The following is a 17,639-nucleotide window of genomic DNA, read 5'->3' on the forward strand; positions in this document are numbered from 1 at the left end:
GAGGGCATTATGACACCGCCCAGTAAAGCGCATCTTACCCGATCCTCATTCCGCGTTCCCACCAAAATTAAGTAAGCTGTAACCCTCGGTTGAGTCGTTGCTGCAACAGTTCGCGACACGTGCCCAGAACGGGGTACCCGTGGGGGTCAAGAACGGCCAAACCTTGGAATTGCGGTGATGCTCAAGACGGGTCTGGATGAGATGAACGCGCCTGCGATCGACCGAAGCACGTTTCTTTCAACGTTGCCGGCCACATCGGCCGACCGGACCGCGGCATCATGGATCATCGGCGTTTCTTCGATCCTGTTCGCCTTGACGGTTCCGTTCGCAGGTATCCCGTTACTTCCAATGCCTGCTTTCGTCGCGAGCTATCAGGCAGCCCTGGCGGTGAGCGACATCGTCACGGCCGTGCTGCTGCTGTCGCAGTTTTCGGTGTTGCGGACCCGCGCCCTGCTGTGGCTGTCGAGCGGCTACCTGTTCACCGCTGCGGCAGCGCTGATTCACGCCCTCACCTTCCCCGGCCTGTTCGCACCGACCGGACTGTTTGGCGCCGGCGCCCAGACCACAGTCTGGCTCTACATGATCTGGCACGGCGCCTTCCCGCTGTTCGTACTGGGCTATGCCTGGCTGAAGGAAGAGGACGGCGGCCCCAGAATCCGTGGCGCGACACGCAACGCGATCTACGCCGTCGTGCTCGGCGTGATCGCGACCATCGGTGCCTTCACCTGGATCGTCACGGCCCAGCACGACCTGTTACCGGTGCTGCTTCGCGACGGCCGTTACACCCCGACCATGATCGGGGTCGTGTCCTTCGTGTGGTCGCTGAGCTTCGCCGCAATCGTTTCGCTGTGGTTCCGGCGCCCGCATTCGGTCATCGACGTCTGGCTGATGGTCGTGATGTGCGCATGGTTGTTCGACATCGCGCTGTCCGCAATCGTCAACGTCGCGCGTTTCGATCTCGGATTCTACACGGGGCGTCTGTATGGCCTCTGCGCCTCGAGCTTCGTGCTCGCTGTGCTGTTGATCGAGAACGTTCGCCTCCAAGCTCGGACGGTGGGTCTCGTCGGCCGGCTGCGCGAGCAATCCGCATCGGATCGCGACTTCTATGGCAAGCGCCTCGCCCTGTATGGCGCCGTCGTCGAATCCTCCAACGACGCCATCATCACGCAGTCGCTCAACGGCGTCATCACCGGCTGGAACCGCGCCGCCGAGCGCCTGTTCGGCTATCCTGCCGCAGAGGCCGTCGGCAAGCCGATCGACATCATCGTACCTGAGGACCGCAAGCCGGAAGTCAGGAGCATTCTCAATCGCATCAGCGGCAACGAGTCGATTGCCCAGCACGAGACGGTCCGTCTCAGGAAGGATGGTCGCGCGCTCGACGTCGTCCTCAACGTCTCGCCACTTCGGGCGGAGAGCGGCGAGATCATCGGCGTCTCCAAGATCGCCCACGACATCACCGAGGAGAAGCAATCCAGGGAAAAGCTTCGCCGCGAGATCGAGGAGCGCCAGCGCATCTTCGAGACCTCGCAGGACCTGATCCTGGTCACCGACGGTTTCGGCAATTTCATCCAGGTCAGCCCGAGCGTAAAGGACATCCTCGGATTCAGCCCGGAAGATCTGACCGGTCACAGCGCGACCGAGTTCATTCACCCCGACGACCTCGATAGAACCCGGGAGGAGATGCGCGCGGCACGGCGCGGCGCGGTCAAGCGCAGCTTCGAGGCGCGCTACTATCACTACGACGGACACGAGGTCGCGCTGAACTGGATGGGCACCTGGTCCGAGCCGGCAAAGCGTCACTTCTTCATTGGCCGGGATCTCACGGAGAAGCAGGCCGCCGAAGCCCAGTTCCGGCAGGTCCAGAAAATGGATTCCATCGGCCAGTTGACCGGCGGCGTCGCTCACGACTTCAACAACGTGCTGACCGTCATCACCGGCACGATCGGCATCTTGTCTGACGCGGTCGCCGATAGGCCCGAGCTGGCTGCGATCACCAAGCTGATCGACGACGCCGCCGAGCGCGGCGCGCAGCTGACCAGGCACCTGCTCGCCTTCGCCCGCAAGCAGCCGCTCCAGCCCCGCGAGATCGACGTCAATGCGCTGGCGCTCGAAGCCGCCAAGCTGCTGCACCCCACCTTGGGCGAGCAGATCACCATCATGCCGCAGCTCACCGAGGACGCCTGGCCGGCGCTGGTCGACCCCGGCCAGCTTTCGACAGCGATCCTCAATCTCGCGCTGAACGCGCGTGACGCCATGCCCGAGGGCGGCACCCTGGTGCTGGAGACCCGCAACGTCTTCCTCGACGACGGCTATGCCAGCATGAATGCCGACATGGTCCCCGGCAATTACGTGATGATCGCGGTCAGCGACACCGGCTCCGGAATTCCGCCGGAGCTGATCGACCGGGTGTTCGACCCGTTCTTCACCACCAAGGAGGTCGGCAAGGGCACCGGGCTCGGGCTCAGCATGGTGTTCGGCTTCGTCAAGCAGTCCGGCGGCCACATCAAGATCTACAGCGAGGAAGGCCACGGCACGAGCGTCAAGATCTACCTGCCGCGCTCGAGCGGCGTGCAGGAGAGCGATATCGAGGCTCTGCAGAACGCGCCCATCACCGGCGGCGACGAGAAGATCCTGATCGTCGAGGACGATGCGCTGGTTCGGCAATATGTGGTGACCCAGGTCAAGAGCCTCGGCTATACCGCGCTCGAGGCTGCCAACGGCGCCGAGGCCCTGGCCATCATCGACAGCGACAAGACCATCGACCTGCTGTTCACCGACATCATCATGCCGGGCAACATGAACGGTCGCCAGCTCGCCGATGAAGCCGCCCGCCGCCGCCCCGACCTCAAGACGCTGTTCACCTCGGGCTACACCGAGAACGCCATCGTCCACCATGGCCGGCTGGATTCCGGCGTGCTGCTCCTGGCAAAGCCTTACCGCAAGTCCGAGCTTGCCAAGATGCTCAGGACCGCGCTCGCCGGTTGAGCCCGCGTCCTCCCTGCGCTATCGCAGATCGCGAAATGCACTCAACGATGAGGCCGTCTTGAAAAATCTGCTCACCGATATTGCCGGCGTCCGCGTCGGCCATGCCGAAGATGCGAAAGTGGCCTCCGGCACGACCGCGATCATCTTCGACCAGCCGGCAGTCGCGGCGATCGATGTTCGCGGCGGCGGACCCGGCACGCGCGAAGACGCACTGCTCGATCTGGCCAACACCGTCGAGCGCGTCGACGCAATCGCACTTTCAGGCGGTTCCGCGTTTGGCCTCGATACCGGAGGCGGGGTGCAGGCCTGGCTCGCCGAGCAGGGCCGCGGCCACCGGGTTCGGGAAGCGCTGATCCCGATCGTGCCGGGCGCCATCCTGTTCGATCTGCTCAATGGGGGGGACAAGGCCTGGGGACGGTTCTCGCCCTATCGCGACCTCGGCTACGCCGCGGCGGCCGCCGCCGGCACCGACTTCGCGATCGGCAGCGCCGGCGCCGGCCTCGGTGCCACCACAGCCACGTTCAAGGGCGGGCTCGGCTCGGCGTCGGCGGTGACGCCTGACGGCGTCAAGGTCGCCGCGATCGTCGCCGTCAACGCGGTGGGAAGCGTCACGGTCGGCGATGGACCTTGGTTCTGGGCGGCGCCATTCGAGGTGAACGGCGAGTTCGGCGGACGCGGCCTGCCGGACAAATTCACCGACGACATGCTCCGCATGCGCATCAAGGGCGGCCCTGCCGCGAACGCGCGCGAAAACACCACCATTGGCGCCGTCGTCACCGACGCGGTGCTGACCAAGCCCCAGGCCAAGCGGCTGGCGATGATCGCGCACACCGGATTTGCCCGCGCAATCTATCCGGTGCATGCCCCCCTCGACGGCGACGTGCTGTTTGCGGCGGCCACCTGCGAGAAACCGATCGAGCCGCTGGCTGGCCTCACCGAGCTCGGCATGGTCGCCGCCAACGTGGTCGCGCGCGCGATCGCAATCGGCGTCTATCATGCGACAGCGCTGCCCTTCCCCGGCGCGCTGCCGGCGTGGAAGGACAGATTCGGTTAGAAACGAAACGGTCGATACGGCATTATCCTGGCGGCCGAAGGTGTTCCGCCATGCCGTCTTCCGTGATCAGGTTCTTCCGCTATGCGCCGGACACCCGCGAGCTGAAGGTGACTTTCGTCAGTGGGCGCTTCTATGTCTACGAGGATGTTCCGCCCGAGGTCGCCGCCGCGTTCAGGGAAGCGCGTTCAAAGGGAGCGTTCTTCAACGGCGAAATCCGTGACCGGTATGTCTATCGTGACATCACGCAAGAGTATGCCGGCTGATCCCGGATGCCGCTCAAACGCTCATCGACATCGACGAACCGGCAGCCGCCGAAGAACCCTGCCCCTGCCCGCCTTGCTGCTGCATCAACTGCGCGAACAGATCGTAAGCCGAGTTGCGGGGGCTGGAGGCGCCCGGCACCGTCTTCGACATCTTGAATCCGTCGGCATAGGTGACGGTCGTCGTGGTCGAGCCGTCGGCAGCGGTCGTCGTGGTCGAGGTCGATCCGCCGCCGGGCTTCGACGAGGAATCCGATCCGTCGCCGGCGCCGCCCGCACCTTGCGCGTGATGGTGCCCGTGGCCGCTCTTCAGCGCCTTCGACATCTCATCCAGGCTCACGCCGCCGTCAGCATTCGAATCCAGCTTGGAGAATACGTCGTCGGCCTTTGCGAGGTTGGTCCCGCCGGCGCCGAGTGCGTCCTCGAACTCGGACTTGGTGATGCTGCCGTCACCATCCGCATCAATTTGCGAGAACAGGTCCTTCAGTGCTGCATCCCGGCTCTTCGAGGTCGAAGAGGTCGAGCTTGAGGAGGTCGAACTCGTCGCGCTGCCGGTGTTACCCGCCGACTGGCTCTGCGCTGCGAAGAGAGCGTTCATCGTCTCCGGCGAGATCTGCGGATATTTGCCTGAATTGACCGATGAGGTCGCACCGCTGGTCGTGCTGCTGCTGCTATCGATCGCGAACGGATTGGTCGCGCCCTGCGAAGATCCCGCTTTCTGCGTCGACGATGATGACTTCGAGTTCGTCAGCGACTGGATCGCGTCGAGCGCGCTCGATACGGCACCAAGGGCGAACAACATTGCACAACTCCAACCGATGCGGCATGCCGCAGCCAATGTTCTGCAGGTGATGTCAGCAAGCGGCGTGCCAGCGCAAAAAGTTCAATGAAATCCGCGCTTCGTGCGCATCGCCGAGCCCCGAAACACCGGCAATTCGTGCCGGCGGCGGCAGAAATTTCCGCCCACAGGAAGCACGCCAGCCCTGCATTGCCCGCCGGGGGGGGCCATGTTAGGCGAGGCTCAATCTTCTTTCGGCCGCCACGGGAAACCGCGTCATGACCCAAGCCTTCGCCCCCCGCCCCCTGGCCATTGCCCCCTCGATCCTGGCCTCGGATTTCTCCAGGCTCGGCGAGGAGGTGCGCAGCGTCGACGCCGCCGGCGCGGACTGGATCCATCTCGATGTGATGGACGGTCACTTCGTTCCCAACATTTCCTACGGCCCCGACATCATCAAGGCGATGCGCCCGCACACGAAGAAAGTGTTCGACGCGCACCTGATGATCTCGCCCTGCGACCCCTATCTCGAGGCCTTTGCAAAAGCCGGCTGCGACCACATCACCGTGCATGCGGAGGCCGGTCCGCACTTGCACCGTTCGCTCCAGGCGATCCGCGCACTCGGCAAGAAGGCCGGCGTCTCACTCAATCCCGGCACGCCGGTCAGCACGCTCGAATATGTCCTCGATCTCGTCGACCTCGTGCTGGTGATGTCGGTCAATCCCGGCTTCGGCGGCCAGGCCTTCATCCCCTCCGCGATCGGCAAGATCCGCGACATCCGCGCCATGACGGCGGGACGCCCGATCGACATCGAGGTTGATGGCGGGGTCGGCCCCGACGTTGCGGGCGCGCTCGCGGCGGCGGGCGCCAACGCCTTCGTTGCCGGCACATCCGTATTCCGGGGCGGCACGCAGGAAGCCTACAAGACCAACATCGCCGCGATCCGCAACGCGGCGCTGGGGGCGCGCGGCGAAGCGATCTGATCCGGATCGAGAGCCCACGCGAACGATCGGAATTTTCGCGGCTTTTACGGGTGTTGCAACGCGCAATGCCTAAAATTGCAACCTTGATCCGTACTCATCCGGACTTCACTGATTCGCGCAAATCACCGCAAGTGATTCCTGCCTGCTTTTGACGGGAGGACATCATGACGACGACCCTGATTTGGACTGGCGTAGCATTGTGGCTCGGGTTCAACGCGGCGGTTGCAGCTCGCAGCCGTCATGTAGCGCAGCCGGCGAAGGTTGCGGATTGCGCCCGCATCGTTCACCTTCATCGTCGGCGGGGCTGAGCGCCATGCAGATCGCCCTCGTGAAGCGGCAGCCGAAGCGCAGGTGCAGAATCCCGCGCCGCCCGCATCCGAGCCTCGATTATTTCTTCGGCCGCCTCGAGCGCACTGACGGCGCGCTGGACGACGATGCAGCGCTCGACACGACGGACCTCGATCATTGCTTTCCCTCGCAACGCCGACACTGAGACTTCTTTTCCGGACCGCCCCATGAAACCCCACTGCCCGAACTGCCTGAAAGAAATGTCCAAGGCATCCGCCTCGCGTAACCTGTTCAATTGCGAGCCCTGCCGCGAGATCATCCAGTATTTCGGCGGCAGCGCGGATCACGGCGAGCCCGGCCCGCAATTCTCGTGGCCGATCCGCCGCAAGCGCGTCGCCCACACCGCGCACGCCGCCTGACCACCTTCAAGTCGCCACGCGAATTATCCCGGCGCTCCGCCAGCTTCGGCCTCGCCGACGTCCCCAGCCATCCGCGGCGGCCGTACCACGGTTACGGTGCAACTCGCTTCCGAAGCCACCTTGGCTGAGACGCTGCCGAGCAGCGTGCGCCGGAACGAGCCCTGCCGCGCGCCGATGATGACGTGGTCGACCTGGTTGACCTCGGCGAATTCCAGGATCGCGGCGGCGGGATCGACCGCCTCCAACACATGGGCCGACAGCCGGCTCTCATCCAGCTTGAGCGGCGTCGCCCAATGCCTGAGCGCGACCAGGCGATCGATATGCTTGTTGGAGCCCTGCTCGTCCAGGGTCCGGTCGATCGCGATCCGGTTCAGCTTGAGCACGTTGACGCAGGCAAGCCGCGCTGACGGCAAGGTGGCAAGGATGCGCTCGGTGGTCACGCGCAGCGCCTCGTTCAACTCGGGCGCGCCTTCCATCGTATCGAGCGCCACGGCGAGGATCGGGCTCGATGCGATCTGGGCGGCGACGTCCGATTTCGCGCGTGGCGCCATGACGCCCTGGTTGAAGCGGCGCCGCCAGGCGATGCTGAGGGGGTCGCGTTTCATCCGTTCCGAGCGCGTCGTGAGCCTGACCTGATCCGGATGGGTCAGATCGAAGGCGAGCTGGGACGCCGTCGGATAGCGCCGCACCGGCTCGATCTCGAGGCACCGCAAGACCACCTCCTGGAGCCATGGCGGATAGTCCGCTCGCAACCTTCGCGGCGGATACGGATCGCGCCACAGTCGGCGCCGCATCGCGCGCAGCGTCTCGCCCTCGCCGAACGGCCGCTCGCCGGTGGTGAAGAAATAGAGCAGCACGCCGAGCGAAAACAGGTCGCTGCGCGGATCGTCGCGCACCCCTGACAGCCGCTCGGGTGCCATGTAGGGCGCGGTGCCGTAAGGCAGCCGGAACTCCTCCTGCAGGAGATCGGGCAGGTGATTGTGATGCGACAGGCCATAGTCGATCAGCACCGCCTCGCCGCTCTCGCGGAACATGATGCTGCTCGGCTTGATGTCGTGATGGATCACGTTCTGCCGGTGCAGGTCGGCAAGCGCGGTTGCGATCCTGGCGACGAGCTGCCGGGCTTCGTCGTAAGGCAGCGGCAGCTCAGGCAACCGCTTGTAAAGCGTGGTGCCGCCGATTCGCTCGATCACGACATAGGCCTGGTGCGCGAAATCGCCGGTGCCGAAACAGGCAGGGACGTGTGGACCCGCCAGCCGCGGCAGGATCATCATCTCCATTTCGAAGGAGACGATGGCGGCGGGGTCCTCGCCCTCCGACACCCGCGGGATCTTCATCAGCAGGGGCACGTCGATGCCGGGATGGGTAACCGTCCACAGCGTCGCCATGCCGCCGGCATGAACGCATTCACCGATGGTGTAACCATCGATCACCGCACCGGATTTGACCAGGGGCTTCGGCATCGGCCTCTACCGCCCCTCCGAGAGCCGATCGGCGAGCCAGTGCGGCAGGCCGTTGTCGCGAATCCTGTCCGCCGCGGTGCCGATGTCGTAGGGCGCGCGGCAGTAGGTGATCTGGCACGATTCGGTGTCGAACAGCACGAAGGCCGCCGACGGATCGCCGTCGCGGGGCTGGCCGACCGAGCCAAGCACCGCGAGCCATTGCCGTCCGCGCAGAAGCTGCACGGGAACGTCGGTCTTCGGCACGAAGCTCGTCATCTTCGCCGTCACCGACATCGAATAGAGCGCGGGACGATGGACATGGCCGCAGAACGTGACATGGGCGGGCGTCGCAATCAGACTCTTGGCGGCGTCCACCGTCGAGCGGACATAGTGCCAGCGTTGGGGGCTGGAAGCGTCCGAATGCACGAAGAGACGATCGCTATCCTCGATCAGCATCGGCAGTTCGGTCAGGAACCGCCGCTGCGCGGCGTCGAGCCGGCCGCGGGTCCATTCGATTGCGATTTGCGCCTCGGCGTTCATGGTCTCCGTCGGGGAATTGACCGCCTGGTCGTGATTGCCGCGGACGGCGATCGCCCCCTGGGCAACGAGCTCCATCGCGGTATCCACCACCCATTCCGGATCGGCGCCATAGCCGACGAAATCGCCGAGCAGCACGAACCGCTCAGCGCCCTTGGCGCGGGCAACCTTCAGGCAGGCCTCGAAGGCCTGCCTGTTGCCGTGGATATCCGAAAAGACAGCGAGCAGCACGCACCCTCCACCCTCCAATTCTTATTGAAGGCCGGTAAGGCCAAATTGAGGGAAGTCAAAACCATGCGCCAGCGGCGCGCCGTTTACCAGCGCAGCCTGTCGGCGATGATCCTGCGGAGGATCTTGCGGTGGCGGTGACGAGCCTATTGCTCGTCCTTTGGCGGCATCCGGGGCGGCGGCAGCGGGGTGAAGCTCACGCCTTGCGCGCCGGCCGGCGGGGCGATGAATTCGCCGGTCGAGGAATCACCGCCGGTCGTTTCCATGATCGTCTTGGGTGTCACATATTCCCGTACCATATCAATGAGGCTGCCATCGCCGCCGCCGAAATCCGCGGCGCGGCCACCTTGCGGATGTCCCAGGGCGATCTCGTTCTCCGCGGCATGGGTCTTGTCGGCAAGGGCGTCGTTATAGGGCACGCGGAACGCCCGTGGGATACCGCTTGGGCGATTGTCCTCGTCCAGTTGCTCGACCCACAGATAGATCGAGCCGGGATCGCCCTGAAGCGAATGCGGCTCGACGATGCGGGCCTTCAGCAGCTTGAAGGTCGCCGGCAGCCGGTCGGAGCTGGCCCAGCCGAGCAGCCCGCGCATTTCGCTGAAGCTGACGACGTAGAAGGCACTGGTCACGACCACGGCGACCGCCTTCAGCGACCAGTGCAGCCGCGCATAGACCAGCACGACCAGCAGCAGCGCGCCGATCACGGCGTAGGCGAGCGACAGCGTGAGGATGACCGTTTTCAAATCACTCACGGAGCGTCCTCGCTGCGGGAATCCTCACCCCGGTGTTGGGATCGACACCGGCCCCGTTGGCTCGCACGTTGCGGAAGGTCTCCAGCAGCGATTTAGGTCGCTGGCTCACGTCGATGACCTTGCCCTCGGCATCGAGCCGGAACCGCACCGCCGTCTTCTCGTCGCCGGTGTGGTCGAGCGTGAACTTGTTGTCGAAGACCACCTGCGCGGTCGGATTGAGCTTCTGCACCTTCACATTGGCCGTGACGGGTTCGCCGGTGGTCGCGACGAAATGCGAGACGTTGACGGTGTATTCACCGGGGATCATGCCGCGCAGCGTCACGATCTCCTCGCGGATCGGCGAGGCGATCTTCTTGCCGGCGACCATGATGAAGTCGTTGGCCCCGCCTCGGTCGTCGCGATCGAGGGTCAGGAAGCCGGCCTCGCGATGGCGGTACCAGGCGATGTTGCCGGCGGGATCCTGCACGAACAGATCGAGATCGTCGGGGTGATTGTCCGGCCAGTCCAGCGTGATGATGAACTCCGCCTTGGAGTCGATCTTGCCCTCCTTGGCATCCGGGGAGACCGCGAGCAGCGCGAGGAAAAACAGGAACGCGATCACCTGGAGCGCCTTGAACAGCATCACGCCAAGCGGATCGAACGGCTCCTCGCGCGGATAGAGACCGAAATCATCCATCATGGCGGCATTCCAGAGCCCTGGTCAGAACTCTTTTCCGAGCCCTTGCGCTCCAGCACGGGCGTCACATAGGTTTCGGTCAGCACGACCGCATCCGAGAACACCCGCTGGGTCGCGGCGTCCAGCATGTAGTACTGAATACGGACCAGGATCGAGCCGACGAGGCCGGCGAGCGTCGTGTACATCGCAACCGCCATGCCGTCGCTCATCAGCCCCATCGAAGAGCGCATCGCGACCTTGTCGGCAGCATCCAGCCCCGCGATCGGCGCCAGCATGATGATGAAGCCGACGATGGTGCCGAGCAGGCCGAGCTTCATCAGCGTATCCGAGACGAAGGCGCCGAACCCGTTGGAGCCGCGCAGCCGGTCCGCGAGCGTCCGCAGCAGCAGCGTCTGGTCGACCGGACGGTAATCCTGCGCGGCCGCTTTCGTTACCAGGCTCTGGATGTGGTCGCGCACCAGCCCGCGCGGCAGCACCGCCGCGTTCGCATCGAGCACCTTGCCGCCGTCAGGCGCCGCGAGCGCCTCGCGACAGCGCCGCGCCGCGGCGCCTTCACGCGCGATCGCGCGCGTGCGCAGGAAACAGTGGCCGCAGGTCAGGACATAGAGCACCGCGATGACGCTGGAAATGTAGGTCCGGTCCGAACTCAGCATCAGATGGATCAGGCCGAACCGCCACAGCAGCACAACAGCGAAGATCGAGAGCCCGGTGAAGATCATCCAGAACAGCAGCGCGCTGCGCTCGGATGGGTCCGTCGTAGCAGACGCGATCGGTCCAATCGTGATCGAACTCATGCTGCACTGCTCCTCGCCGGTAACGTTTCCCACTCGATTAGATCAAAACCGCCGTATCCGGTCCAAAGACCCATGCCCAATCCGGCTTGGGAAATTTGCCCGAGCTGCACTCCGGCCACACCCCGCAATTGGCAAGGCGCGGCGGCGTTGTTAGGCTGAGCTTATCAAACGTCGAGGGTGATCGCATGCGCCTCGTGCTTCAGCTTGTCGCCCGCCTGCTGCTTATCGTGGCTCTGTGCCTCGGTGCGGCAACGATATGGGCCACTTTCGACGCCTATCGCAGCGTCGACCGCTCGACGGCGGCCTCGGCGCAGCGGGTCGCGCAGGCGCTTCAGGCCTTGTACTGGCATGAGTTCTTGTTGCGCAGCAGCAGAACGCGCGAGCAGCTTTTGCCGGTTCCGGAATGGCGCACCCTGGAGACGATGAAGCTGATTTCGCCGGGAGTCTGCGTCGAGTTCCAGCCGGCCATCGCATTTGAAAAGCCGCTCTGCGGCCAGAGCGAGGGGCTGGGCAAAACCCCGCCGCGCTGGTTCGCATCGATCGTGCCGATCTTCCTCGGCAGCCATGCCGAGGTGGTGCGCCCGGTCAGCCCCCGCGCCGCCTCGGCCGGAACGGTGGTCGCGACGCCGGATGCCGCGGCCGCGATCTCGCTCGCCTGGGAGTACATCCTCAACGTGATCGACATCGCGCTGTTGATGGCGGCCGCAATCGCACTGCTGGCTTCGCTGGCGATCGCCCATGCGCTGGCCCCGGCGCGCACGATCGTGACCGCCCTGCAGCGCATGGCGCGCGGGCAGTATCGCACCAAGCTGCCGCGCTTCCGCTCGATGGAGCTGGCGATGATCGGCGGCGCCGTCGACGAACTCGGCGGCCGGCTGGAGGAAGCCACCGAGCAGCGCGCCGCGCTGACGCGTCGCCTGATCGAGATCCGCGAAGACGAGCGCCGCGCCCTCGCCCGCGAGCTGCACGACGAATTCGGGCAGAATCTCTCCGCCATCCTCGCCTTTGCCAATACGATCGAGACGGCGAGCACAAAGGGAAAAACCGACCACGGCATCGCACAGGATGCGCGCATGATCTCGCAGGCCACCCATCATCTGATGGCCTCGCTCCGCGATGCGCTGAAGCGCCTGCGCAATCCCCTGCCCGAGGAGCTCGGGCTCGAGGCAAGCCTCGTCAATCTCGTCGACAGCTGGCGCTCGCAGACCGCGGCGCGGCCAACGATCCAGCTCGATCTCCGGGGTGACCTCACCGACATCAGTGGACCGGCCGCCACCACGGCCTATCGCGTGGCACAGGAATGCCTGACCAACGCGCTGCGTCACGGCGCGGCGCGCAAGATCTCTTTGCGCATCGAACGCCGGGCCGGCGAGGACGACGCCCTGCTGATCCGCGTCGAGGACGACGGCGGCGGCGATGCGGAACGCGTCGCGCAATCGGCCGGCTTCGGCCTGACCGGCATCCGCGAGCGCATCACGGCGGCCGGCGGATCGCTCTCGATCCTGCCTGCCCGCGGCGGCCTCAGCGTCGCCGCCACCATCCCGCTCGCCGCATGAGGGCGGAATGAGCGGGGTCGCGGCAACAGGCATCTCCGTGCTGCTGGTCGACGACCACCCGATCGTCCGGCAAGGCTACCGGCGCGTGCTGGAAAGCCAGGGCGATCTGCATGTCGTGGCGGAAGCCGACAACGCCGCGGACGCCTACGGCGCGTTCAAGGCGCATGATCCCGATGTCGTCTTGCTCGACATCTCGATGCCCGGCGCGAGCGGCCTGGAGGCGATCCGCAACATCCGCGCGCGCAGCCCGCGGGCGCGGATCCTCGTCTTCACCATGCACAACGAGGCCGTGCTGGTGAAATCAGCCTTCAGTGCCGGCGCCAGCGGCTTCGTCACCAAGAGCAGCGAACCGTCCGCCGTCGTCACTGCGATCCGCGCCGTGGCGCGCGGCGAGCGGGCCATGAGCGACGATATCGCGCACATTCTTGCCGAGGACAGTTTGTCGGCGGGCTCAGTGTTGGATCAGCTGGGCGAACGCGAGATCGAGATCCTGCGCCAGTTCGCGGGCGGCGCCACCACCGAGCAGATCGCGACGCGTCTCAATCTCAGCGTTAAGACAGTGCAGAACTACCACTATCTGATCAAGACCAAGACCGGCGCGCGCACGGACGCTCAGCTGGTGCGGCTCGCGGCGACGTCCGGGCTGACGCGGATCTAGCAGCAGAGCTGCCGCACTGCGCCGGCTCCTTGAAGCTTCTCAATCCGCCGAACGAAATTGGAACGGACTCCATCGGGCTCTGGTTAGTACCGCAGTGAAGGAGTCACAAGGTCATGAGTAAAGGTCATCACAAGGCAGTCGACCATCCCCCGATCATCACGGTAGGCGAACTCATCGACGAACTCTGCCGCCTGCCGGACACAGCCGTCGTCCACTTCCGCTGCCCAATGCTCGATCAGGAGCTAACCTTCTACCGTCTTCGCAAGCGGTCGAAGGACGCCGTCGAAATCGCGGTCAATGCCTATCCGAACAGTCCGCCGGTCGTGCCATCGTCCAATCCTGCCTTCCACGCGCGAGGAGATGCGGCTCCCCCGTCCTCGCTTCGCGACGGCGGCCTGCTTCACAAGGCGAGAGGTTGATCGGCAGATCAGCGGATCGAACGGGGTCCTGCGGCCTCAGGCCGCCTTCAGACCGCGCAGCAGCAGCGCGAGCGTCGCATCGACGCGCGCGGAAAGATCGGCATCCTTCCACTCGTCGGCATGGGCCGGATGATGGAAACGAACGGTAGCATCGAAGATCGCGCGCGCGGTGGTCTTGACGTCGCCGATGGCGAATGCGCCCTGCTTCACCCCGTCAGTCAGGATCGCCGAGATCTGGTCGATCATCGTTTCCTTGTGGCATTTGACGGCCGCGCAGGCTTCGCGGGCCAAGGTCAAATAGGTGTCGAACATTTCTGGGTCGTCGAGCACGCGCGATCGCTTGGCGTGGAACAGCGTGCGCAGCCAGCGATCGAGCCTGGCCGGCGCCGGGCCCTGCTCCCCGGCGATCTGGCGCAACGGCGCATCGATGCGGTCCAGCCAACGTTTGGCGACGGCCTCGCGCAGCGAGGCCTTGCTCGGGAAATGGCGATAGACGCTGCCGTGGCTCACATCGAGCGCACGGGCAACGTCGACCACGGTGGCCTTGGCAAGTCCAAAGCGCCTCAGCACGTCCTCGGTGACTTCGAGGATCCGCTCCGGCGTCAAGACAACGGCTTCATTCATGCCAGCACCATGTTCCCGTTCGGGGCTCAGTTGTCCGGCGATGGAGCGGCTTCCGAAGCGCCCATTGCCGGTCGTTCGGAAAGCTCTCGCCTCAATGAGGCAGTTTTGCAGCCTGCGCCGCGATCTGGCGCGCCACCAGTAAATTGAGCCAATGCCCAATTGTGCCGGTGAGATTGATGATTTCGGTCGTCATTTTCTTATATCTCCATTCGTCCACGGCCCTCGCCCTTTCGCTGGCGACCTTCGATCCGAGAGGTATTTCGGATCTCCGGCTCCCCCTTGGAGGTGACCGCGGGACACCCAATCGGAGCGTCCGGGAACGGATATACACGCCTCGATGACAGATTTCAATATCTGTCAGTCAATGATCCGTGATTGACAGTTAATATTTTCGGCTGACGTCGCCGCCCCCTGCTGACCGGTCCGGTGGATAGCTCGGCGATCCCGCTCTCCCGGGGGCCAGACCGTTTGTTTCGCCCTGCCTGCTCTGCTAAATCACGGCGTAAAAAGCATTTTGGCCGGCGCCGCCCTCAGGGCCGCCCGCCCACCTTCGTGGAGCCGTCAGATGATCCCCCGCTATACCCGCCCGGAAATGGCCTCGATCTGGGAACCGCAGACCCGGTTCAAGATCTGGTTCGAGATCGAGGCGCATGCAGCGGACGCCCTCGCCGAGCTCGGGACCATCCCCAAGGAGGCCGCCAAGACGGTCTGGGCGAAGGCCAGGGATGCCGTTTTCGACGTCGCCCGCATCGACGAGATCGAGCGCGAGACCAAGCACGACGTCATCGCCTTCCTCACCCACCTTGCCGAGATCGTCGGCCCCGATGCGCGCTTCGTCCATCAGGGCATGACCTCCTCCGACGTGCTCGACACCTGCCTCAACGTCCAGCTCACCCGCGCCGCCGACCTGCTGCTCGCCGACCTCGACAAGGTGCTGGCTGCCCTCAAGAAGCGCGCCTTTGAGCACAAGATGACGCCGACCATCGGTCGCAGCCACGGCATCCATGCCGAGCCCGTGACCTTCGGCCTCAAGCTCGCTTATGCCTATGCCGAGTTCTCGCGCGCCAGGGACCGCCTGATCGCGGCGCGCAAGGAAGTCGCGACCTGCGCCATATCAGGCGCCGTCGGCACCTTCGCGCAGATCGATCCCCGCGTCGAAGAGCACGTCGCCAAGGCCATGGGCCTCGTCCCCGAGCCGATCTCGACCCAGGTGATCCCGCGCGACCGCCACGCGATGTATTTCTCGACCCTCGGCGTGATCGCCTCCTCGGTCGAGCGCCTCGCAGTGGAGATCCGCCACATGCAGCGCACCGAGGTGCTGGAGGCCGAAGAATTCTTCTCCGAAGGGCAGAAGGGCTCCTCCGCCATGCCGCACAAGCGCAATCCGGTGCTGTCGGAGAACCTCACCGGCCTCTCCCGCATGGTGCGCGCCTATGTGACGCCGGCGCTGGAGAACGTCGTGCTCTGGCACGAGCGCGACATCTCGCATTCCTCGGCCGAGCGCATGATGGGCCCGGACGCGACCGTCACGCTCGACTTCGCGCTGGTGCGCCTCGCCGGCCTGATCGACAAGCTGCTGGTCTATCCCGCCAACATGCAGAAGAACCTCGACCGCCTCGGCGGCCTCGTGCACTCGCAGCGCGTGCTGCTGGCGCTCACGCAGAAGGGCGCAAGCCGCGAGGATGCCTACAAGCTGGTGCAACGCAACGCGATGCCGGTCTGGCGGGGAGAAGGCGATTTCCTTGTTCTGCTGAAGAAGGACGCCGAGGTGAAGAAATATCTGACCGACGCCGAGATCGAGGAGCAATTCGACCTCGGCTATCACCTCAAGCACGTCGACACGATCTTCAAGCGCGTGTTCGGCGAGAGCTGAGCGCGCGACCGTAGCCCGGGTGAGCGCAGCGATACCCGGGAGCCGACACACAGAAGTCCCGGATGTCGCTTCGCTCATCCGGGCTACGACAACAGAGACGGATACCCCTCATGCCCATCGTCAACCGCGTTGCCGCCCTCTCCGACGAAATGGCCGCCTGGCGCCACGACTTCCACGAGAACCCCGAGCTGCTCTACGAGGTCCACCGCACCGCCGGGATCGTTGCCGAGAAGTTGCGCGAGTTCGGCTGTGACGAGGTGGTGACGGGCATCGGCCGCACCGGCGTCGTCGGCGTGATCCGCGGCCGCAAGTCCGCATCCGGCAAGACCATCGGGCTCCGCGCCGACATGGACGCGCTCCCGATCATGGAAACCTCGGGCGTGGCCTATGCGTCCAAAGTCCCCGGCAAGATGCACGCCTGCGGCCATGACGGCCACACCGCGATGCTGCTGGGCGCTGCCAAATATCTCGCCGAGACGCGCAATTTCGACGGCACGGCGATCGTGATCTTCCAGCCTGCCGAAGAAGGCGGCGGCGGCGGCAAGGCGATGGTCGAGGACGGGCTGATGACGCGCTGGAACATCCAGGAGGTCTACGGCATGCACAACATGCCCGGCCTGCCCGAAGGTCATTTCGCGACCACCCCCGGCGCGATGCTCGCCTCATCCGACAACATCCAGATCACGGTCCACGGCAAGGGTGGCCACGCCGGCGCGGGTCCGCACAAATCCGTCGACAGCGTGCTGATCGGCTCGCAGATCGTCAACGCGCTGCAGTCGATCGTGGCGCGCAACGTCGATCCGTTGAAGTCGGCCGTCATCTCGATCACGCAATTCCACTCCGGCACGGCCTTCAACATCATCCCTGAAATCGCCGAGCTCGGCGGCACCGTGCGCACGCTCGATCCTGAAGTGCGCGATCTCGTCGAGCGCCGCATCGGCGAAGTCGCCGAGAGCGTCGCCCGTGCCTATGGCGGCTCGGCCGAGACCAAGTACACGCGGATGTATCCGGTGACGATGAACCATGCGCGCGAAGCCGGCCTTGCCGCCGACGTCGCCCGCGACATCGTCGGCGCCGATCGCGTCAACGACAAGTTCATCCCGATGATGGGCGCCGAAGACTTCTCCTTCATGCTGGAGGCGCGTCCCGGCGCGATGGTGCTGGTCGGCATGGGCGACGGCAACGAGTGCCATCACCCCGCCTACGTCTTCAACGACAACATTTTGGGCCACGGCGCCTCGTTCTGGGCGCGTCTGGTCGAGACGCGGATGCCGGCGGGATAGGGCCGCACACCTTGCTGCTGTAGCCCGGGTGAG

Annotated in this window: 19 protein-coding genes; 12 read left to right on the forward strand and 7 right to left on the reverse strand. The window is 65.0% G+C overall.

Annotation, left to right across the window (positions count from 1 at the left end; genetic code table 11):
• Positions 1-177: 177 nt before the first annotated feature.
• From CIT40_RS22140 to CIT40_RS22150, 3 genes are read left to right on the forward strand one after another with little or no spacing between them, the layout of a single operon-like run.
• Positions 178-2,985, forward strand: coding sequence for a PAS domain S-box protein (locus CIT40_RS22140; RefSeq protein ID WP_094895603.1), 2,808 nt, complete (start codon positions 178-180; stop codon positions 2,983-2,985).
• Between the two features lie 58 nt (positions 2,986-3,043).
• Positions 3,044-4,039, forward strand: coding sequence for a P1 family peptidase (locus CIT40_RS22145; protein WP_094895604.1), 996 nt, complete (start codon positions 3,044-3,046; stop codon positions 4,037-4,039).
• A 50-nt stretch (positions 4,040-4,089) separates the two neighbouring features.
• Complete coding sequence (locus tag CIT40_RS22150; RefSeq protein WP_094895605.1) at positions 4,090-4,302, forward strand: KTSC domain-containing protein; 213 nt, start codon at positions 4,090-4,092, stop codon at positions 4,300-4,302.
• Positions 4,303-4,315: 13 nt separating this feature from the next.
• On the opposite strand, the gene CIT40_RS22155 is transcribed toward CIT40_RS22150, so the two are convergent.
• Positions 4,316-5,050: an EF-hand domain-containing protein gene (locus CIT40_RS22155; RefSeq protein ID WP_244612010.1), complete on the reverse strand. Its 735-nt coding sequence runs from the start codon at positions 5,048-5,050 to the stop codon at positions 4,316-4,318.
• Between CIT40_RS22155 and CIT40_RS22160 the strand changes: the two genes are divergently transcribed.
• The 4 genes from CIT40_RS22160 (at position 4,932) to CIT40_RS22175 (ending at position 6,764) form a co-directional block, all read left to right on the forward strand.
• Positions 4,932-5,189, forward strand: coding sequence for a hypothetical protein (locus CIT40_RS22160; protein WP_244612031.1), 258 nt, complete (start codon positions 4,932-4,934; stop codon positions 5,187-5,189). The two genes, CIT40_RS22155 and CIT40_RS22160, sit on opposite strands and share 119 nt — an antisense overlap.
• 166 nt (positions 5,190-5,355) lie before the next feature.
• Positions 5,356-6,057, forward strand: a complete 702-nt coding sequence (rpe, locus tag CIT40_RS22165) for a ribulose-phosphate 3-epimerase (RefSeq protein ID WP_094895607.1) — start codon at positions 5,356-5,358, stop codon at positions 6,055-6,057.
• A gap of 313 nt (positions 6,058-6,370) precedes the next feature.
• Positions 6,371-6,550, forward strand: a complete 180-nt coding sequence (locus CIT40_RS22170; RefSeq protein ID WP_094895608.1) for a hypothetical protein — start codon at positions 6,371-6,373, stop codon at positions 6,548-6,550.
• Between the two features lie 22 nt (positions 6,551-6,572).
• Positions 6,573-6,764, forward strand: a complete 192-nt coding sequence (locus CIT40_RS22175; RefSeq protein ID WP_094895609.1) for a hypothetical protein — start codon at positions 6,573-6,575, stop codon at positions 6,762-6,764.
• Between the two features lie 23 nt (positions 6,765-6,787).
• Here the strand turns inward: CIT40_RS22175 and CIT40_RS22180 are convergent, their stop codons facing one another.
• The 5 genes from CIT40_RS22180 to CIT40_RS22200 form a co-directional block, all read right to left on the reverse strand.
• On the reverse strand, positions 6,788-8,227 hold the full coding sequence (locus CIT40_RS22180; RefSeq protein ID WP_094895610.1) for a serine/threonine protein kinase: 1,440 nt from the start codon (positions 8,225-8,227) through the stop codon (positions 6,788-6,790).
• 6 nt (positions 8,228-8,233) lie between these two features.
• On the reverse strand, positions 8,234-8,974 hold the full coding sequence (locus CIT40_RS22185; protein WP_094895611.1) for a metallophosphoesterase family protein: 741 nt from the start codon (positions 8,972-8,974) through the stop codon (positions 8,234-8,236).
• 143 nt (positions 8,975-9,117) lie between these two features.
• Complete coding sequence (locus tag CIT40_RS22190; RefSeq protein ID WP_094895612.1) at positions 9,118-9,723, reverse strand: hypothetical protein; 606 nt, start codon at positions 9,721-9,723, stop codon at positions 9,118-9,120.
• Positions 9,716-10,402 (reverse strand): hypothetical protein, encoded by a 687-nt coding sequence (locus tag CIT40_RS22195; protein WP_094895613.1) that lies wholly within the window; start codon positions 10,400-10,402, stop codon positions 9,716-9,718. The genes CIT40_RS22190 and CIT40_RS22195 overlap by 8 nt, the downstream gene beginning before the upstream one ends.
• Entirely contained in the window at positions 10,399-11,193 is a 795-nt protein-coding gene (locus tag CIT40_RS22200; protein ID WP_094895614.1) for a MotA/TolQ/ExbB proton channel family protein, read from the reverse strand. Before CIT40_RS22200 ends, CIT40_RS22195 begins: the two co-directional genes overlap by 4 nt.
• Positions 11,194-11,378: 185 nt before the next feature.
• Here CIT40_RS22200 and CIT40_RS22205 point away from each other — a divergent pair, with 185 nt between their 5' ends.
• From CIT40_RS22205 to CIT40_RS22215, 3 genes are all read left to right on the forward strand, one after another.
• Positions 11,379-12,749 (forward strand): sensor histidine kinase, encoded by a 1,371-nt coding sequence (locus CIT40_RS22205; RefSeq protein WP_094895615.1) that lies wholly within the window; start codon positions 11,379-11,381, stop codon positions 12,747-12,749.
• A 7-nt stretch (positions 12,750-12,756) separates the two neighbouring features.
• Complete coding sequence (locus CIT40_RS22210; RefSeq protein WP_094895616.1) at positions 12,757-13,407, forward strand: response regulator; 651 nt, start codon at positions 12,757-12,759, stop codon at positions 13,405-13,407.
• A 113-nt stretch (positions 13,408-13,520) separates the two neighbouring features.
• Complete coding sequence (locus tag CIT40_RS22215; RefSeq protein WP_094895617.1) at positions 13,521-13,826, forward strand: hypothetical protein; 306 nt, start codon at positions 13,521-13,523, stop codon at positions 13,824-13,826.
• Between the two features lie 36 nt (positions 13,827-13,862).
• On the opposite strand, the gene CIT40_RS22220 is transcribed toward CIT40_RS22215, so the two are convergent.
• A complete protein-coding gene (locus CIT40_RS22220) occupies positions 13,863-14,450 on the reverse strand; it encodes a TetR/AcrR family transcriptional regulator (protein ID WP_162307610.1) in 588 nt (195 codons plus the stop codon).
• A 565-nt stretch (positions 14,451-15,015) separates the two neighbouring features.
• Here CIT40_RS22220 and purB point away from each other — a divergent pair.
• Positions 15,016-16,323 carry an adenylosuccinate lyase gene (purB, locus tag CIT40_RS22225; RefSeq protein ID WP_094895619.1) on the forward strand — a complete coding sequence of 436 codons (1,308 nt, stop codon included), beginning with the start codon at positions 15,016-15,018 and terminating at the stop codon, positions 16,321-16,323.
• A 110-nt stretch (positions 16,324-16,433) separates the two neighbouring features.
• Positions 16,434-17,606, forward strand: a complete 1,173-nt coding sequence (locus CIT40_RS22230; protein ID WP_094895620.1) for a M20 aminoacylase family protein — start codon at positions 16,434-16,436, stop codon at positions 17,604-17,606.
• Positions 17,607-17,639: the final 33 nt, after the last annotated feature.

The sequence above is a fragment of the Bradyrhizobium amphicarpaeae genome, assembly GCF_002266435.3.
Classification (GTDB): Bacteria; Pseudomonadota; Alphaproteobacteria; order Rhizobiales; family Xanthobacteraceae; genus Bradyrhizobium; species Bradyrhizobium amphicarpaeae.